We start from the raw sequence: 15309 nt of genomic DNA on the forward strand, positions 1-15309 counted from the left end.
TGGTCTGATGGGGCATGTCAGGTAGTGAGAGGCCGCAGATTGTCCGGTGGAAAAACAGGTGAGTTGCTGCCGGCACTCAGGGGAACTCCCACTGCCGCCTCGGCACGTCACCGACAATCCTGAAAAGGAAGGGAAGCGGGATGAGAAAAGGAAGTAGCTACTGCGTACTTTTGTTGGCGATCGCCAGCACGGCCTCCTGCGGAGGCCCCGCGCCACCCGATCGTCCCTCCAACGTTTCTGCGTCGGCTCGCTGGGCCGGTGGTTCCGATGGCGGCGCGTGGTACGACTGCAGCCAGCACGCCGCCAACGTGGTGCGGTGCGCGCTCTACTGGGATAACGGCACGCCTGCCGGACACGGGCTCTATCGCTCGACGCATCCGATCAAGCCTGGCGATATCGACGGATTCGATGGAGTGTCGGTTTATATCGGCAGCGAACGGCTGGTTGAGGAAAAGGGTGGGTAGGCATGGGTGAGGGGCGGAGAGTCCTCTCGTACTGCATCGGGCGTAGTCCAGAACAGTTCTCCCGTTGCGTGGGAGAACAGTGTTCTGCCGCTTTGGTCGCTTCGCGATTTCCCCATGGATAGCTTGCGTCCCGGCGCCACCTGCATTAAACATACATCGTATATTTAATGCAGCCGACCACCATGCCAACCGCCCACGCCTTCATCGCCACCAGCCTCGATGGCTTCATCGCCCGCGCGGATGGCGACATAGGCTGGCTTTTGCAGCGCGACGACCCGACCGAAGACCACGGCTACACCGACTTCATTGCCGACAAGGACATGATCGTCATGGGCCGGGGTTGCTACGAGAAGGTCGTGACGATGGGCGACTGGTTCTACGACCGGCCAGTACTCGTCGTTTCCCGCCAACTGGCCGGGACTCCCATCCCCGATTCACTGGCCGGCAAGGTCCGCTTCGCCAACCGCACACCCCGGGAGCTGATGACGGATCTTGCCGACCAAGGCGTTCGGCGCATCTACGTCGACGGCGGACAACTCATCCAATCTTTCCTGCGCGATGGACTCATCACCGATATCACCATCACGACGGTCCCTGTCTTGATCGGCGGCGGACGATCGTTGTTTGGTGCCCTGCCGCAGGACATCGATCTGGCACTTGAGTCATCCCGCAGCTTTCCATCGGGCCTGGTGCAATCCACCTACCGGGTGCAGCCGTGAGTCGAGCCCGTGGCCGTCCCGCGCGGGGTGAAGGCGTCACCCTCGACGGCATTCTGTCCGCTGCGCTGTCCATGCTCGAAGAGGGCGGCGGCCAAGCACTGACGATGCGCGCCTTGGCCACTCGCCTGGGGGTTACGCCGATGAGTCTCTATCGTCACGTGACGAATCGGGCGGGGCTGCTGCGCATCGTGTCGGACCGGGTATATGCCGAAGTACTGAACGAAGCGGACCTCCCGCTGGATGTAAGGACCGTGCTGATTCGCTACTACGAGGCTGTGGGCCGACATCCACAGCTGACACTGGCGATCTTTGCCACACCAGAAGCGCTCGCCGGAATCAGCGTTCAAATCTCCGAGTACGTGGCAGGCCGGTTGGCGGATGTAACCGACGAGCCTGTGCTTTGGCGCGACATCCTCATTGACCATGCCCATGGCAGTGGGCTGGCGCTGGCATCCGTGCAAGGCAATCAGGAGCGGGAAGAAGGCATGCGTGAACAGTATGGGCAAGCGTTGGATCGCTTGTTGGAGCGGCTGGCGTAGTGATGAATTGAATTCAGTGCGGTTAGAGCACATGCCCCGGTTGCCAGGGCGACGTACGCGCCGCCGTTATTGTGTCCCACTCAGTGCTTTTACCGCCAAGGACATGGCGTGATCGGGCCCATGTCACTGTCCCTGTCATGGGGGTCGCTGCTATAACGTGCTACCCGCCTGCTCCCCTCAAAAGGGATGGGGGCCGGCGCGGCGACTTGTCGATGGCCAATCCATGGCCCACTCGACCCCAGGGGGGAACCAGCTCTTGATCGAGAACGCATCAGCCGATGTTCCGCATGCGTTCGCACCCAGGAACACATCTATTAGGGAGTGATGGATGAAATCGTGGCTTTTGCTGATGGCAGCGTGCGTATCGCTGACTGCTTGTAGTTCGCGTCCGCTTACCGAGGCTGAGTGCCGTCTGGTGAGTGAAAAGGAAATCGACTATGCCGTTTCCAAGGTGCCGCCAGCCGATGCAGACGATATGCGCGAGCATTTGCTCAAGGCCGTGGACGGCAGCCTGGACAGATGTATGTCTGGCAAGACGTACAACCGCAGCGAGTACAAATGCATGATGAAGGCTAAGGATTCCGAAGCCATCGAAAAATGCCTTGCTGTCGTCGGCAAGCGCCTGGGGCATTGAGCGGGCGAATATTGTCGCGTCTTCCGAGCTCAGATGGCTCAGGGGCACACTAAGCAACAAACACCCAATTTTTCGCTTGGAGGTAAGTCTCCGTCGGCGAGCTCACGGGGTAGGGGATTCCAATGCGATCGTTGCTGGTCACATTCTTCTGGGTGATGAGTGCGATGCTCTACATCGCAGCGTGCAGCATCCTCTTCTTTCCCGGCTCCCAACTCGCAAGCGTGGCCAGGATCATGTCGGCGGTTACGGTGTTGGTGGGGCTCATCGTGATGTGGATGCCCTGGACAACGAAGGCGATTCGGACCCATGCGTCCAGGGCATATGTGGGCCTGAGGTGGCTGACGCTTGGCATGGTGATGGCAGCACTGGCCATCGCTCTCGCCTATGGGGTCTTGGGCGGCGGGCCAACTACCAGGGGATCGGTGACGGCAGCCATGTTTGGCTTGATTTCTTATCTCTATGGGAGGAGCTGCCTGGGTAGAAATCTGCGTCTCGGCAAGAGGAGCTCAAGCGAGTCGTGAGGAACAGGGGGCTCGCACGTTCGGTATGCCCTACCCACTTGAACGATGGAGCGTACGCGCAAAGCGGCGCGCCGCTTTGCTGAAGCTCACTCCCTTGCGCTCTTCCCAATGCCGGCGGCCTCAGCTTCCATAGCATTCTCACCAAGTCACTCATCCAAGCAGAAAATTCAGCACGGCATCCGCATACCCATCCGGATGCTCCACATTCGGCAAATGCACTGCCTCCATCATCACCAGCTGCGCTCCCGGCACAGCCGCAGCGATGTACTCCCCGTGGCTTGCCAACGTCACTGTGTCGTCCTTACCCGCAATCACCAGCGTGGGGCGACTGATGAGCGCGATCGTTCGCCGCAAGTCGCTATCTCGCACGGCGGCGTAGTTGCCTGCCAGCCCCTGGGGTGTGGTTGAGCGCACCATCGCGCGGAAGGGTTCAGTAGCAGGATCCTTGGCTTTGATCATGGCCGCGGGAAACCAATTGGCGAGGAATGTCTCCGCCGCAGCGTCCATATCAGGCGATGTCTGCAAAGCGGCAATGCGCGCATCGAACTCGCTGGCGGGACCCAGATGAGGAGAGGTGTTGCTCAGAATCAATCGATCGATGCGCTCCGGCGCGTGGATACCGAGCCACTGCCCCACATAGCCGCCAAGCGACAGACCGAGAAAGTGCACCCGCTCAAAGCCAAGCGCATCGAGTAGCTCGATGACGTCGCGACCCAGCCGATCCACCGAATAGGCGCCTGCTGGCGCGTCGGACTGGCCGTGCCCACGGCCGTCGTAACGCAGCACGCGGAAGTGCTCCGTCAGCGCGGCGATCTGGCCATCCCACATGTGCAGTGTGGTGGCGATGGAGTTGGACAGGACCAGGACGGGCTTGTTGGCTTCGCCCTCAAGGCGATAGGCCAGGCGAACGCCGTCGCCGGTGGTGATGAAAGTCGTGTCGTTCATGGCGCCGCGCTCCTTGGGGTGGGGTCCGGGCTGAGTCCCGGTTCGAGGAGTGATGCTATGCGTCGCCGCTTCCTGTAGAAATTACAAAGTTCCTAACGACTCTGTAGGTATTCCGGACATGAGCGCCTTCACCCTGCATGACCTCCAGTGCTTCGACGCCGTGGCCCGGGCGGGTGGCTTCCAGGCCGCCGCCCAGGTGATGAACCGCTCGCACCCGGCCGTGTTCGCGGCCGTGGCCAAGCTGGAGCGGCAAGTGGGGGTCACGCTGCTGGAGCGCGGTGGCTACCGGGTGCAACTCACGCCGGCGGGCCAATCATTTCATCGACGCGCGCAAGCGTTGCTACGCGAACTGGAAAGCCTGCATGCGCACACGGCACAACTGGCCATGGGTGCGGAGAGCGAGCTGCGCGTCGTAATCGGAGACATGTGCCCGGTGCCGCAAACGCTTCGTTTGCTGAGCAGCTTCTTCGCACAGCATCCCAGCACGCGCCTGCATCTCCACTTCGAGGCGATCACAGGCCCGTGGGAACGTCTGTTCAATGACGACGCCGACCTGATCTTCCATCACGTCGACAAGCACGACGCCCGCCTCGAATGGCTAAGCCTGTGCCCCGTGTCATTCATCCCCGTCGCGGCTCCGGGCTTCCTGCCCTTTCGCGTCACGCGCTCGATACGACGCGAACAGCTGCGCGATCTCACGCAATGCATCATGCGCGACACCGCGCAACGCTCGCAGCCCCGCGACTACTTCGTGGTCGATGGCGCGCCGCAATGCACGGTCGCGGACCAACTCATGAAGAAAGAAGTGATCCTGCAAGGCATGGCCTGGGGACACCTGCCTCGCTTTCTGATCGAACAGGAGTTGCGCGATGGGAGTTTGGTGTCGCTCGCGGGGCAGTACCTGACGGGGAGCGTGGAAGACCTGGTGGCGGCACGTCGGCATGATCGTCCGCATGGGCCGGTGGCGAATCAGTTGTGGGAGGTGATTCGGGAGCGGGCGGGGGAGTGGCGTAGGTAGATGGGTGGTTCAGCCTCGGCCGTCGGTACGCGGGGGAATCGCTTGGCTTGGGCGTCATCAACACATATGCACGGCCGCACCATGCCCCGCGTTCTCACGGTTCGCTTATTGCTATGAGGAAATAGGTGAGCTTGGGCCCTGGCGCTACACCCTCTATAGCGGATGGCTTGACCTGAGATCGTCCAGTCTCGTTCGCAGTGAACGTGTCGTTTCGACGATGTCGTGTAGTTCGCTAATGGAATAGAAGGTGGATTGTTGTTCATCAGAGTTGGGGAGGCCTGTGACATTGGCAACGCGACCATCCCGCGGTTCAAAGCCCCATCGACCATGAAACAATTCGTTTCTGATGACCCGCAACTTGTTCGCGTCAGCAAGCCAGGTGAAGAATGACTTTTGGGTCTCGGGCGATTCTGCATAACGCTTCACCGCCAGTTGTCGAAGAAGATCCATTCGCTGGGAAAATGTCTGCGCGCTCACCTTTTTGACGAGTTCGCCCATCGATTGGCCGTTGTCGGACCACGTCAGGAACAAACCGAGCTCCATGTCGAGTCGCGTGAACTCGAAAATCAGGAGGCCGAGTGCAGTTGCCGCTTCGTGCACCAGCAGATCTCGTTCTATGGAGAGTTGCGTACCCTGCATGGTCTAAGTCCCTATACCGAGCCTGGTCGGCCCGAATGGCCGAGACTACTTTGCCAAATTTGCACCCGGAGCAGTGCTCTGCCATCCCATGGTGATCGAGCCGGGTTTTAACCCGGCTTGCACAGCTACGGGGTAGCCCGCACTATCGCCCCGACCCGCCGTCGCTCCAGGGGGAGCGTAGGCCACGGGCTGCGTGGCTGATCGTGCGACGGGTCGCAAGTCAGGGGTGACTTATGAGCTTTTCCGGCGAGCCCATCAGGGGGCAGGACGGCCGCTTGCAGAGCATGCGGCTACTCGCCTTCACAGCGTTGGGTGGCCTCGTCGCCATTCCAGCGGTTGGCATGATGGTTCCCTATGTCGGCGTCTCCATGGTCACCGCGCTCGCCGCCGGTGGGATGATGCGATTGCCGGGCAGTCGCAAGACGTTCTTCTTTCTCTGCCTGGGCAATCTGGCCTTGGGCTGCGCGCTGTACTTCACGCCGCATGATGCCAATGGCGGGCTCAATGGGCCCGGCATCTTTCTGATACTCGCGGTGATGTTTTATCACTACCGCAAGCTACGCAGCATGGGGGCTAACGAGGCGCAGGCGGCAACGCCGGTGGCCTGATGGGCGCATGAATTTCCGGGCACTCACCGACAAGGAAGACCTGGCTGACGTGACCACATTGGCCGAACCGTTCCGACGCGCTGCGTGAACGGCCTCTTGGAGCGGTACGCAAACACGACGATATCGAATCCGTAACGCCTCGGCCAAAAAGGCACTCGGCGTTACCTCGCGTTCAATCGACATGGAGCTACGTGATGATTCATCTGCTTCTTATTGCCTTGCAAGCCGCCACGCCACAAATGCAGTGCCCGGGTTCCATAACGACGCGTCATGTCCTGGTGAATACACCTGCCGGCTGGAGCGGTAATAACGGCGGCGGGTATTCCAAACTTGTAAACGTCATCGTAACGGCAGGCACGGGCGAGCTGGTTGTTACGGATCAAAGCATGAGCCTGGACCATTACAGTGCTACCTACAAGCTAAGCAAAGGCAACAAAGTTCAGTGCCAGTACTTTGGTACTGACGTCACTGTTTGGACGGTGGTTGAACATAGCGCGACCTGCCAGCTTATGCGTCGAAAGAAGTCACCGCCTTCCGCGCTGTTTTACTGCAAATAGATCCCGGTCGTGTTTCACGATCATCGGTTGGAAACAGAATCATCAGGAGTACCAAAGGGGCAGAACACACTTCCCGGTTTGTCGGGGTGAAGCGTGTTCTGAACCCTTTGACCTGACACCCAACCCCCGCTACCCCCAGAAGATACCTCCCCCACATTGCTGCCCCCGCACCCCTCACCTAAGGTGAAACGTGCACCCAAAGGCCGCAGCCCATGCCACGCACGCACACCAAACATTGGCCCATCCGCATCCTGGCCATCCTCGCGCTGGGCACCGCCTGCATCGCCTGGGCCGCTGATAAAACCCCATCGCAAGACCCATGGGGCCCCACACCCAAAGCGCCCGCCAACGCCCCCATCATCGTCCTCATCCTCTTGGACGACGTCGGTTACGCCGACCCCAGCAGCTTCGGCGGCGTGGCACAAACCGCCACCCTCGATCGCATCGCCAACGAGGGCATTCGCTTTACCAACTTCAACACTACCGGCATGTGCTCACCCACGCGCGCATCGCTGCTCTCCGGGCACAACCATCACGCCGTCGGCTTTGGTCGGGTGGCCGATTGGGCCACCGACACGCCCGGTTACAACTCCGCATGGAACCCGCAGACGGCGAGCATCGCCCGCATCCTCAAGGATCGCGGCTACAGCACCGCGGCCATCGGCAAGTGGCACAACACGCCGGAGTGGGAGGTGTCGCCGGTGGGGCCGTTTGATCGCTGGCCTACGGGGTTGGGCTTTGAGTACTTCTATGGCTTCATGAACCCCGGTGGCGACAACCCGTGGGAGCCTTCCAGCCTCTACCGCGGCACCACGCCGGTGGAGCCCGTGCACACCCCGGGCATCGAGTACCACCTCACCACCGATCTCGTAGACCACGCCATGCACTGGGTGCATACCCATCAAGCGCTCGCGCCCGACAAACCCTACTTCCTCTACTTCGCCACCGGTGGCACGCACGCGCCGCATCAGGTGCCGGCCGATTGGGTGGCGAAGTATCGCGGCAAGTTCGATCAGGGATGGGATGTGCTGCGCGAGGAGATCTTCGCGCGACAGAAGCGCCTGGGCATCGTGCCGCCCGACACGGATCTCACGCCGCGCCCTGCGGAAGTCCCCGCGTGGGATGCGCTCAGCGCGGATGAAAAGACACTCTACGCCCGCCAGATGGAAGTCTTCGCCGCGTACCTCGCGCATACCGACTACGAAGTGGGCCGCCTCGTCGACGACATCCGCAAAGGCCCCGGTGGCGACAACACGCTGGTCATCTACGTCGTCGGCGACAACGGTGCCAGCGGCATGGAAGGCATCCAGGGCCTGATGGACAACACCAAAGACGTCCGCGCACAACTCGCGCATCTGGACGAACTGGGCAGCGCCAAGCACTTCAACGACTACTCCGCCGCCTGGGCCTGGGTCGGCAGCACGCCGTTTCGGTGGATGAAGGAAGTGGCCTCGCACTTCGGTGGCCTGCGCGTGGCCATGGCCATCTCCTGGCCCACCGGCATGGCCACGCACGGCGGCACCTTCGGTGGCTTCACCCACACCAACGACGTCGTGCCCACCGTGCTGCAGCTCATCGGCATCGCGGCACCCGCCACCGTGGATGGCATCAAGCAGTTGCCGATGGACGGCGTCAGCTTTGCCGATGCGCTCAAGGGCAAGCCGATCCCGCCCGCGCACCGCGTGCAGTACTTCGAAATGCTGGGCAACCGCGCGCTGTACAGCGATGGCTGGATGGCCAGCGCGCGCCACATGACGCTCTGGCTGAAACCCTTCAAAGACAGCTTCGACGCCGACACCTGGGAGCTGTTCGATCTAAGCAAGGACTTCAGCCAGGCCCACGACCTGGCAAAACGCTATCCCGACAAGCTGGCGGCGATGAAGGCGCAGTTCGATCGCGAGGCACGACGCAACCATGTCTACCCGCTGGCCAACTACGTCGAAGGCAAGGACTACGGCGCACCCACCGCCTATGGTTCCCGCACGCAGTTCGACTTCGTGCCGCCCATGCCACGCATCCCAACCAAGGCACTCCCCAAGCTGCCCCGGCACAGCTTCACGCTGACGGCCAACGTGGAGGTGCCCGAGACTGGCGCTGACGGAGTGCTTGTCCAGTACGGCAGCCGCCTGGGCGGGTTCGCCTGGTATGTGCGACAGGGGCGCCTGACCTTTGCCAACAACGTGGGCGGAAACGTGCAGGAGTGGTCGGCGGACTCAACCCTTCAGCCGGGGACGCAGGTGCTGAAGTTGACGTTCAAGCTCGACGCGGATGGGAAGGCCGGGGTGGTCAGCTTGTTCGAAGGGGAGCGGTTGGTGGGGCAGCGGCGTGTGGAGAAGCTGGGGGCGTCGGTGTTAGGGAGCTTTGGGGTGGGGCGGGGGTATACGTCGGCGGTGAGTAGTGCGTATGCGCTGCCGTTTGGCTTTAGTGGGCGGCTACGGTCGTTGGCACTGACGCTTGATCGCGACCGATGAAGTGAATCCGACTTTGTTACGGGCGGTGAAGGATGGCGTTGGTCTCCACTCTCTTGAAGACCAGCAAATAACGTCAGGACGCCGTGTTGGCTGCCAACGCGAGATCGCCGGCCACACGTTCAATCGCTTGCTAAGAGTCACTTGCCCGCAGAACGCGCTTTGCTCAACTAACATCATCAATGTTAGCGTGCGTGGAGCACGTTAGTTTCCTGATTTTACGCGGGTTACCTGACTCATCTGGGCGATAGATATGTCTGATCTTACGGCTGCGCAGGCGGCCACGGCCACGGCCACGACAACAGCAACGGCAACGGCAACTGTGAAATGGTGACCCCTTCGTTGGTAGCTTCTGGAGTTCTCAGCACAAATTAAGTGCACTCTGACCCGGGTTTCGTACTCCCGACGCACGCAGATCGAGTCGTCGTTTCGTGACCTGAAGTCGCATCGCTACGGGCAGGGTTTCGAAGACAGCCTGATCCGTGTTGGCAAGCGCATTGAAATCTTGCTTCTGGTCAACAGCCTGGCCGCCTTCGCCAGCTGGTTGGCGGGACTGGCATGCAACGCCTCAGGCCATGCACACCGGTTGTCACCAACCTCATCAACAAGAAGGCCCTATTCGGTTCTTCGCGTCGGCAGGGAGGCGCTCGTCAGAGGCTGGCCAGCTGAGCCCACTGCAAAGTGACTGGAACGGTTGGTTAGGCTAGCGGCCGAGGTACTTGATCAGATGTGTTTGCCAGCGTGAATTCGTGGGGAAACCTCAGACTCTGGCCCGGGTTTTCGACCACCCGGGTTTTGGAGACCTATTTGGCTCGGTTCAAGGCTCAGAATGAGTAAGTCCAGGTTGACTCGGGTCTAGCTATTGATCGCGCTTGTACGCTCTCACTCCAACTTTAATTCGATCATCACCAATGATCTGAACGCTACCTAGTTCAGCATCCTTGAGGTCATCGTCTGAGCATGATTCGGAGTTCTCGGCACAATCAACCACAGTTGCGGTCAGGCGGAGAATTGGGTCGTTGCTCTCATCAAACGTTCCCTTCAATCTGCCATGCTCTTCATGTTCGACCGAGCTTGCATCCTTTCTGTTTGTCGATAGCGAATTGCAGACGGAACTCTGAGGGTTGGCGACGCTAAAGCCATGAAAATTTGGAGGGCTGTAATCAGCAACCAACTTCTGGCTAAAGGAGTATTTGCCAGAAGTTTCACCTTTGATGGAATCGAGACTCTCAAAAGTCACGGTCATTCGAGATTCCGTAAGCGATTTGCAGACCCCCGAATGATTGTTGTCAAACACAAGCGATGAATCGTTTCCCATCCATATCCATGCTCCATGGATTGCCGAGAACATCGATTCCAATTTTGCCTTTCGCTCCCTGCGGCGTTCTTCACTTAGCGCGAGCTCAGTCGCCAGCTTTTGCCTCCGCTCGGATTCGGCATCCAATCTTGTTTGCCCATTGTCTGGCATTTCCTTCGAAGCGGATTGCGTTTCTCGATCTACATGCGCGATTCGCTTATAGATACCCCAGGGGTCGATCTTATCGATCAGTGCGGTGACAGCACCGACAAGAACTGCCAAGGCGGCGACAAACGCTGCAACTCTACGAATTGTGGAGGTCACAGTAGTCGATCGCTGCCTCGATCCAGAATCGCGTGCCATGGCCGTTCCCCTCGTATGAGCTTAAGTAGCCCAGCTCCCCTTGGCGCAGATTCTATCCATCTAGGCCTGGCCCGCCATTTGGCCATTAGTTATGGTCTGGCGAGCCTACATCAGAGGTTACGTTACCCTGGATGGAGACCTTTCGTTTGATATCTAGCCTGCCCGCATAAGTTGCGTGGCAAGCTCATTGGCCCGTAATTGGGCGATAACCAGTAACGGGGCCAGGTTGAGCCACCCCCGATATCTCGGACGGGTTAATTAAGCCACCGGCAGATTGTGTTCGTAGTCGACCGGCGATTGGTAGCTCAGACTGCTGTGCAGTCGCTGCCGGTTGTAGAAGACCTCGATGTAGTGGAAGACCTTTGCCTTTGCCGTGTCGATATCTTCAAACGATTCATGATGTGTGAGCTCCTGCTTGAGTGAGCTGAAGAAGCTTTCCATGACTGCGTTGTCATAGGGCATGCCTTTGCGGCTCATGCTCGGCGTGAGCCCGGCCTCACCCACGAGCTGCTGGTACGCCTTGCTGGTGTACTGGGATCCCTGATCGCTATGGTGGATCGTTCCGCATGCGGGCAGGCGACGGGCTAGTGCCATCTGCAGGGCGTTGATGGCCAAGGCCTGACCCGGACTGGCGCTCATGGCCCAGCCCACGATGCGGCGACTGTGAAGATCCAGCACTGCGGCCAGATACAGCCAGCCCTGACGCGTGGGGATGTTGGTGATGTCGGCGACCCAAACGCGGTCGATCGGATCGCTGGCAAACGGCCAAGCCAAGCGGTTGGGTGCGGCCGGCACGCGTTGATATGGCCCGCGTTGGCGTATGTACCGTCGACGTCGACGACTCACAATGACGTTGGCATGCCGAAGGCGCTGTACCCGATTCCGCCCACACGTTTCACCTCGAAGCCTCAGCGCGCGCCACATCCGCTCGGTGCCGTATGCCTCGTGCGTGTCCTGATGCAGCGCTTGGATACATCCAAGAAGCCGTTGGTTGTCGACTTCACGGTCGCTCGGTCGGTGCTCGTGCCAGGCATAGAAGCCACTCGGCGACACGTCCAGCGCTCGGTACAATGTCCGCACGCCAAAAGCACGCTCGCCTTCCATCCAGGCGTACTTCACGGCAGCTCTCGCGCGAAGTACGCCGCCGCTTTTTTTAGGATCTCGTTCTCTTCCTTCAAGCGCGCGATTTCGCGCTTGAGCGTACTCAGCTCGTCCTGGCCGGCCTTAGGTCGGCCGCTTCCTCGAAAGGCCTGCTGACCTTTGGTTCGCTCATCGAGAGACCACTTGTACAGCCGGTTGCGAGGAATACCCAACTCCCTCGCTACCACCGCCGCCGGCTTTCCACTGGTTCTCATCAGCCGAAGGGCTTCACGCTTGAACTCGGGGCTGAACGTCTGGCGCTTCTCCATAGAACACCTCCGTGCGAGGATTTTGCTCGCTTTTCAGGTGTCCGTGAAATCGGGGGGTAGTCCAATCTGGCCCCGTTATTGGCACTCTGATCCCGGTCGTGGCCCCGTCATTGACTCAACCAGAGACGACAGTTCCGTCGTCATTTTTTCCGCCGGGATCCCATCGCTGCAGGCGCTCCGAGACTTCATTCCTTGGTAGGCGACAACGTCGGTGGCTCGAAATCTGGAGAAGCGCCGCATGGAGATCAGCAGGCGATACATGGCTGCTCGCTTCAAGGTGATCCAATACCCAGAAAAGCCCCCGAACATCCACCCCTTTTGCCTTGGCTTCGTCACGCAGTGCCCCGTCCCCGGCTAACAAGACATGTTCTTTGCGCAGCGCGCAAACTAACGCAGAGCAATCTGGCACTGACAAACTGCTCCGGGAAGCTCGAATGGCTTGCACGAGCAACATTTCACATCCGCTAAGGGTCAGCACACCGAGGCCAAGCTTCCTCAAGTAGGGGCCATTCGTGTCTTCGAGCTCCTTCTGGTAGAGAAAATCCGGCACTACGAATGTGAGGCCACTGGAGAAGACCTGCTCTAAGAGCTGTCCTCTCTCAAGGTCAATCAGCACTGAAGTGTCAGACACCAGAATCGCCATTCCTTTAAGCCTCTTGCGCCGTCAGACGTTCTTCAAGCTCTCGAATATTGGTGCGCAGAAGCTCGGCAGCTTTGGCCATAGAGATAGCGCCTTCCGAAATGGCCCGCATACAAAGCCGCTCCATTCGCTGTGGCGCCTCCGGCGCTAGGGTCCCTGGTTCAGTAGAGCCCAGGGAGTTCCACCCCAGTGCTTTGATCTGACCAAAAAGGCGGCCGTACAAAGCCTTCGAAATCGCCCCGATCTGAGAACACCGCACAATCAGAGAGGCGATGCTCACCTTGAAGATCTTCTTGAGCTCGGTGAGCTCTCCCAAAGAAATGGCCGTTCGATGTCCCCCGAGTAGCTTCAGGAGGATCTCTTTCGCCATTAAAAACGCGCCTGCAAATCGATCCGCTGCCCTCTCTTGATCTTGATCGCTCAAGCCAATTGGACTTAGAACCAGATGGGCGAGTTCATGAGCCATCGTGAACCGTTGCCGCTCTCCGTTATGCGCCTTATTCACAACGATGATCGGCAAGTCGGGAATGTCAGTCGCTTTAATGAAAGCCTTGGAACCCGAAACGTCTACCGGAAGATCCAAGGAGACAACCTTGACCCCCTTGTCTTCTAAGAGCTCAGCCATGTTCTGAATGGGATCAATGCCGAGCTTCCAGACCTCGCGCAATTTCTCAGCTGCGCTTTCCGCAGCCTCGATGCAATCGATCGTGAATTCTGCACATTTCAATGCCGTCCACTCATCGTGGATATCTGGCATCAATTCCTCGAGCTCTAGATACCTTTCTATATGGTCAAGAACCGCCGCTCCCACAGCCTTTTCGTCTTTTGCCCCGGCCTGAGGCGCCTTCCGGAAGTCGACGCCGCAAAGTTCAATTTCCCTAGTACTTAGCAGATAGTCAGTGCTCACTCGTAAAGCCTTGGCCAAGGCTAGAAGCGCCGATGAGCCAGGCATCATCTCGTCACGCTCGTACTTGCCAATCGCTTGAGCCGAAACCTCGTTTTTGATGACTGCTTCGAGGTCCCTAAGAGATAGCCCTGCGGCTTCTCTTGCCCTCTTCAGTCGCTTACCGATCATCACTCCTCCTCAATCGTCAGTTTACAGATTGACGATATTAATCATAGTTTGTAAACTCAGCATCGTCAACAGGCCGTCAAAACAAAAAAAGCCGCAAAATCAATTGGTTGGATGAATGCGCGCGATCCAGCGGCCCAGGCAAGGCTTGGGCGCAGACAACTTCAACCGTGGGTTCTATCTATAGGGAGGAGGGAATTTGAAGACGTACAAATAGAAACGGCCGAGCACGAAAACGCACTCGGCCGTGGGTGAACGAGCGATGCGGCTACTCGTCCGGTTTGGCGACCACGATTCTCCGCACGCTCCGCCGCCCAGTCAAGCGCCGAGCTCTGCTGACACAAGTCGGCAGGCCCCTTGTTACTGGAGAATCGACATGACCGACGCTGTTCATTCTGCTGAGAAGCCGCTGGATCAGTACCTGATCCTTCATGTGCGTTACCTGGGCGCACATCACCAGTTCGTGGACGATGGAGCGGCACGCACGGAGACGCTGGCCGCGCTCATGCCGCGCGTCCTCGAGTACTTCCACCTCGGTGATCCTGCAGGCCATCAAAAGGTCTACATGTTTGCCCACGACGGTGAAGTGCTGAGGAACCCCTCTACCACCCTGGGAGAAATCGCCAAGGGGCATGAGAAGTTGAAGCTCGACCTCGTCGAACAGTTCGAGCAGGGCTGATGCCATGGCCTCGTCCTTCGAGCTCAGTCTTTTCGAGCAGGAACTGATCGAGGTCAAGGCGTTGCCGGAAGCAGCTCGATGGACCCTCGAGCGGGACGATACCGTCCCGCTCGGGCTTCGAGCCCTGATGCATCCTGCGAAGCATCCCTCTGACCGTTACATGGCCCAGCTTCACTGGGGCGGCCTGTTCAACCCTGCATCTCTGAAGTTCTTGAATCTTGAAACCAGGGCGGATAACGACCCTACTGCGTGGCCTCAATGCTACGGCTTCAGGCCGGCCAATTTGGACGCATGCGTGTCCTGGACGCAGGAGGGGCACCGGTTGCATCCGGAATGGGCGCAATCCGGGCGGGCGGCATTTCGTCAGCCCGAGCGTCCTGTTCGATTTGCCCTGCTCCAACTCCAGCACGAATTGGACACTACTTATGTGGGTAGGGGGCGAGCATGAGTATGGCCCAATGGATCCTCCCCTCAGACCTCCTCGCCAAGTCCGTTCGCTTCATGCTGCCTCATGGTTTACATGGCAATGAAGGGCTGGTTCTTTGGTTTGGCCGAAGGATCGGCGAAGGCACGGTGGAGGTTACTCATGCCGTGGAGCCACGCGGATCAGGAATCACAAGGTCGCCGCTGCATTTGAGTCTGTCGCTCCGCGCTATGAACACGCTCAGCGATCTAGGCGAGTCAATCGACCGCTATCTTGTTGGGCAAATTCACTCGCATCCCGGAACATTCATCGA

17 protein-coding genes and 2 pseudogenes are annotated in these 15309 nt (G+C 59.2%); 12 read left to right on the top strand and 7 right to left on the bottom strand.

Annotated elements, in window-relative coordinates; genetic code table 11:
* Nucleotides 1-140 precede the first annotated feature (140 nt).
* From EYV96_RS15670 to EYV96_RS15690, 5 genes are all read left to right on the top strand, one after another.
* On the top strand, nt 141-464 hold the full coding sequence (locus EYV96_RS15670; RefSeq protein WP_131152522.1) for a hypothetical protein: 324 nt from the start codon (nt 141-143) through the stop codon (nt 462-464).
* A 167-nt stretch (nt 465-631) separates the two neighbouring features.
* A complete protein-coding gene (locus tag EYV96_RS15675) occupies nt 632-1183 on the top strand; it encodes a dihydrofolate reductase family protein (RefSeq protein WP_205746187.1) in 552 nt (183 codons plus the stop codon).
* Entirely contained in the window at nt 1180-1722 is a 543-nt protein-coding gene (locus EYV96_RS15680; protein ID WP_131152523.1) for a TetR/AcrR family transcriptional regulator, read from the top strand. The genes EYV96_RS15675 and EYV96_RS15680 overlap by 4 nt, the downstream gene beginning before the upstream one ends.
* Nucleotides 1723-2050: 328 nt before the next feature.
* The gene (locus EYV96_RS15685; RefSeq protein WP_131152524.1) at nt 2051-2356 is read left to right on the top strand and encodes a hypothetical protein; all 306 of its coding nucleotides are present in this window, start codon (nt 2051-2053) and stop codon (nt 2354-2356) included.
* Between the two features lie 122 nt (nt 2357-2478).
* On the top strand, nt 2479-2877 hold the full coding sequence (locus EYV96_RS15690; RefSeq protein ID WP_131152525.1) for a hypothetical protein: 399 nt from the start codon (nt 2479-2481) through the stop codon (nt 2875-2877).
* Nucleotides 2878-3027: 150 nt separating this feature from the next.
* Here EYV96_RS15690 and pcaD read toward each other — a convergent pair whose 3' ends face one another.
* On the bottom strand, nt 3028-3822 hold the full coding sequence (gene pcaD / locus EYV96_RS15695; protein ID WP_131152526.1) for a 3-oxoadipate enol-lactonase: 795 nt from the start codon (nt 3820-3822) through the stop codon (nt 3028-3030).
* Nucleotides 3823-3940: 118 nt separating this feature from the next.
* Here pcaD and EYV96_RS15700 point away from each other — a divergent pair, with 118 nt between their 5' ends.
* The gene (locus tag EYV96_RS15700; RefSeq protein WP_131152527.1) at nt 3941-4840 is read left to right on the top strand and encodes a LysR family transcriptional regulator; all 900 of its coding nucleotides are present in this window, start codon (nt 3941-3943) and stop codon (nt 4838-4840) included.
* A gap of 153 nt (nt 4841-4993) precedes the next feature.
* Here EYV96_RS15700 and EYV96_RS15705 read toward each other — a convergent pair whose 3' ends face one another.
* Nucleotides 4994-5479 carry a hypothetical protein gene (locus EYV96_RS15705; RefSeq protein ID WP_131152528.1) on the bottom strand — a complete coding sequence of 162 codons (486 nt, stop codon included), beginning with the start codon at nt 5477-5479 and terminating at the stop codon, nt 4994-4996.
* Between the two features lie 233 nt (nt 5480-5712).
* On the opposite strand from EYV96_RS15705, the gene EYV96_RS15710 reads away from it, so the two are divergent.
* The 4 genes and pseudogenes from EYV96_RS15710 to EYV96_RS18970 all read left to right on the top strand — a co-directional run.
* Nucleotides 5713-6087 (top strand): hypothetical protein, encoded by a 375-nt coding sequence (locus EYV96_RS15710; RefSeq protein WP_131152529.1) that lies wholly within the window; start codon nt 5713-5715, stop codon nt 6085-6087.
* 194 nt (nt 6088-6281) lie between these two features.
* Complete coding sequence (locus tag EYV96_RS15715; RefSeq protein ID WP_131152530.1) at nt 6282-6644, top strand: STY0301 family protein; 363 nt, start codon at nt 6282-6284, stop codon at nt 6642-6644.
* A 212-nt stretch (nt 6645-6856) separates the two neighbouring features.
* Nucleotides 6857-9115 (top strand): arylsulfatase, encoded by a 2259-nt coding sequence (locus EYV96_RS15720; RefSeq protein WP_131152531.1) that lies wholly within the window; start codon nt 6857-6859, stop codon nt 9113-9115.
* A gap of 394 nt (nt 9116-9509) precedes the next feature.
* Nucleotides 9510-9797: pseudogene (locus EYV96_RS18970) on the top strand (IS4 family transposase); the annotation flags it as partial.
* A gap of 174 nt (nt 9798-9971) precedes the next feature.
* On the opposite strand, the gene EYV96_RS15725 reads toward EYV96_RS18970, so the two are convergent.
* From EYV96_RS15725 to EYV96_RS15745, 5 genes and pseudogenes are all read right to left on the bottom strand, one after another.
* Complete coding sequence (locus EYV96_RS15725) at nt 9972-10772, bottom strand: hypothetical protein (protein ID WP_131152532.1); 801 nt, start codon at nt 10770-10772, stop codon at nt 9972-9974.
* A gap of 258 nt (nt 10773-11030) precedes the next feature.
* Nucleotides 11031-11903: pseudogene (locus tag EYV96_RS15730) on the bottom strand (IS3 family transposase); the annotation flags it as partial.
* A complete protein-coding gene (locus EYV96_RS15735; RefSeq protein WP_131152534.1) occupies nt 11888-12181 on the bottom strand; it encodes a transposase in 294 nt (97 codons plus the stop codon). The pseudogene EYV96_RS15730 and the gene EYV96_RS15735, both read right to left, overlap by 16 nt.
* 115 nt (nt 12182-12296) lie before the next feature.
* On the bottom strand, nt 12297-12824 hold the full coding sequence (locus EYV96_RS15740; protein WP_131152535.1) for a PIN domain-containing protein: 528 nt from the start codon (nt 12822-12824) through the stop codon (nt 12297-12299).
* A gap of 4 nt (nt 12825-12828) precedes the next feature.
* Nucleotides 12829-13896: an XRE family transcriptional regulator gene (locus tag EYV96_RS15745; RefSeq protein WP_131152536.1), complete on the bottom strand. Its 1068-nt coding sequence runs from the start codon at nt 13894-13896 to the stop codon at nt 12829-12831.
* A gap of 373 nt (nt 13897-14269) precedes the next feature.
* Here EYV96_RS15745 and EYV96_RS15750 point away from each other — a divergent pair, with 373 nt between their 5' ends.
* Both EYV96_RS15750 and EYV96_RS15755 read left to right on the top strand, forming a co-directional pair.
* Complete coding sequence (locus EYV96_RS15750) at nt 14270-14572, top strand: hypothetical protein (protein WP_131152537.1); 303 nt, start codon at nt 14270-14272, stop codon at nt 14570-14572.
* Between the two features lie 4 nt (nt 14573-14576).
* Complete coding sequence (locus tag EYV96_RS15755) at nt 14577-15020, top strand: hypothetical protein (protein WP_131152538.1); 444 nt, start codon at nt 14577-14579, stop codon at nt 15018-15020.
* Nucleotides 15021-15309: the final 289 nt, after the last annotated feature.

The sequence above is a fragment of the Dyella terrae genome, assembly GCF_004322705.1.
In the GTDB taxonomy this organism is placed as follows: domain Bacteria; phylum Pseudomonadota; class Gammaproteobacteria; order Xanthomonadales; family Rhodanobacteraceae; genus Dyella_D; species Dyella_D terrae.

Excerpts from the sequence above, each read along its gene's own strand:
- EYV96_RS15720 (WP_131152531.1), top strand. The coding sequence starts at position 6,857 with ATGCCACGCACGCACACCAAACATTGGCCCATCCGCATCCTGGCCATC.
- EYV96_RS15715 (WP_131152530.1), top strand. The coding sequence starts at position 6,282 with ATGATTCATCTGCTTCTTATTGCCTTGCAAGCCGCCACGCCACAAATG.
- EYV96_RS15745 (WP_131152536.1), bottom strand. The coding sequence starts at position 13,896 with ATGATCGGTAAGCGACTGAAGAGGGCAAGAGAAGCCGCAGGGCTATCT.
- EYV96_RS15725 (WP_131152532.1), bottom strand. The coding sequence starts at position 10,772 with ATGGCACGCGATTCTGGATCGAGGCAGCGATCGACTACTGTGACCTCC.
- EYV96_RS15710 (WP_131152529.1), top strand. The coding sequence starts at position 5,713 with ATGAGCTTTTCCGGCGAGCCCATCAGGGGGCAGGACGGCCGCTTGCAG.
- EYV96_RS15740 (WP_131152535.1), bottom strand. The coding sequence starts at position 12,824 with ATGGCGATTCTGGTGTCTGACACTTCAGTGCTGATTGACCTTGAGAGA.
- EYV96_RS15755 (WP_131152538.1), top strand. The coding sequence starts at position 14,577 with ATGGCCTCGTCCTTCGAGCTCAGTCTTTTCGAGCAGGAACTGATCGAG.
- EYV96_RS15685 (WP_131152524.1), top strand. The coding sequence starts at position 2,051 with ATGAAATCGTGGCTTTTGCTGATGGCAGCGTGCGTATCGCTGACTGCT.
- EYV96_RS15705 (WP_131152528.1), bottom strand. The coding sequence starts at position 5,479 with ATGCAGGGTACGCAACTCTCCATAGAACGAGATCTGCTGGTGCACGAA.
- EYV96_RS15735 (WP_131152534.1), bottom strand. The coding sequence starts at position 12,181 with ATGGAGAAGCGCCAGACGTTCAGCCCCGAGTTCAAGCGTGAAGCCCTT.
- EYV96_RS15700 (WP_131152527.1), top strand. The coding sequence starts at position 3,941 with ATGAGCGCCTTCACCCTGCATGACCTCCAGTGCTTCGACGCCGTGGCC.
- EYV96_RS15675 (WP_205746187.1), top strand. The coding sequence starts at position 632 with ATGCAGCCGACCACCATGCCAACCGCCCACGCCTTCATCGCCACCAGC.
- EYV96_RS15690 (WP_131152525.1), top strand. The coding sequence starts at position 2,479 with ATGCGATCGTTGCTGGTCACATTCTTCTGGGTGATGAGTGCGATGCTC.
- pcaD (WP_131152526.1), bottom strand. The coding sequence starts at position 3,822 with ATGAACGACACGACTTTCATCACCACCGGCGACGGCGTTCGCCTGGCC.
- EYV96_RS15750 (WP_131152537.1), top strand. The coding sequence starts at position 14,270 with ATGACCGACGCTGTTCATTCTGCTGAGAAGCCGCTGGATCAGTACCTG.
- EYV96_RS15670 (WP_131152522.1), top strand. The coding sequence starts at position 141 with ATGAGAAAAGGAAGTAGCTACTGCGTACTTTTGTTGGCGATCGCCAGC.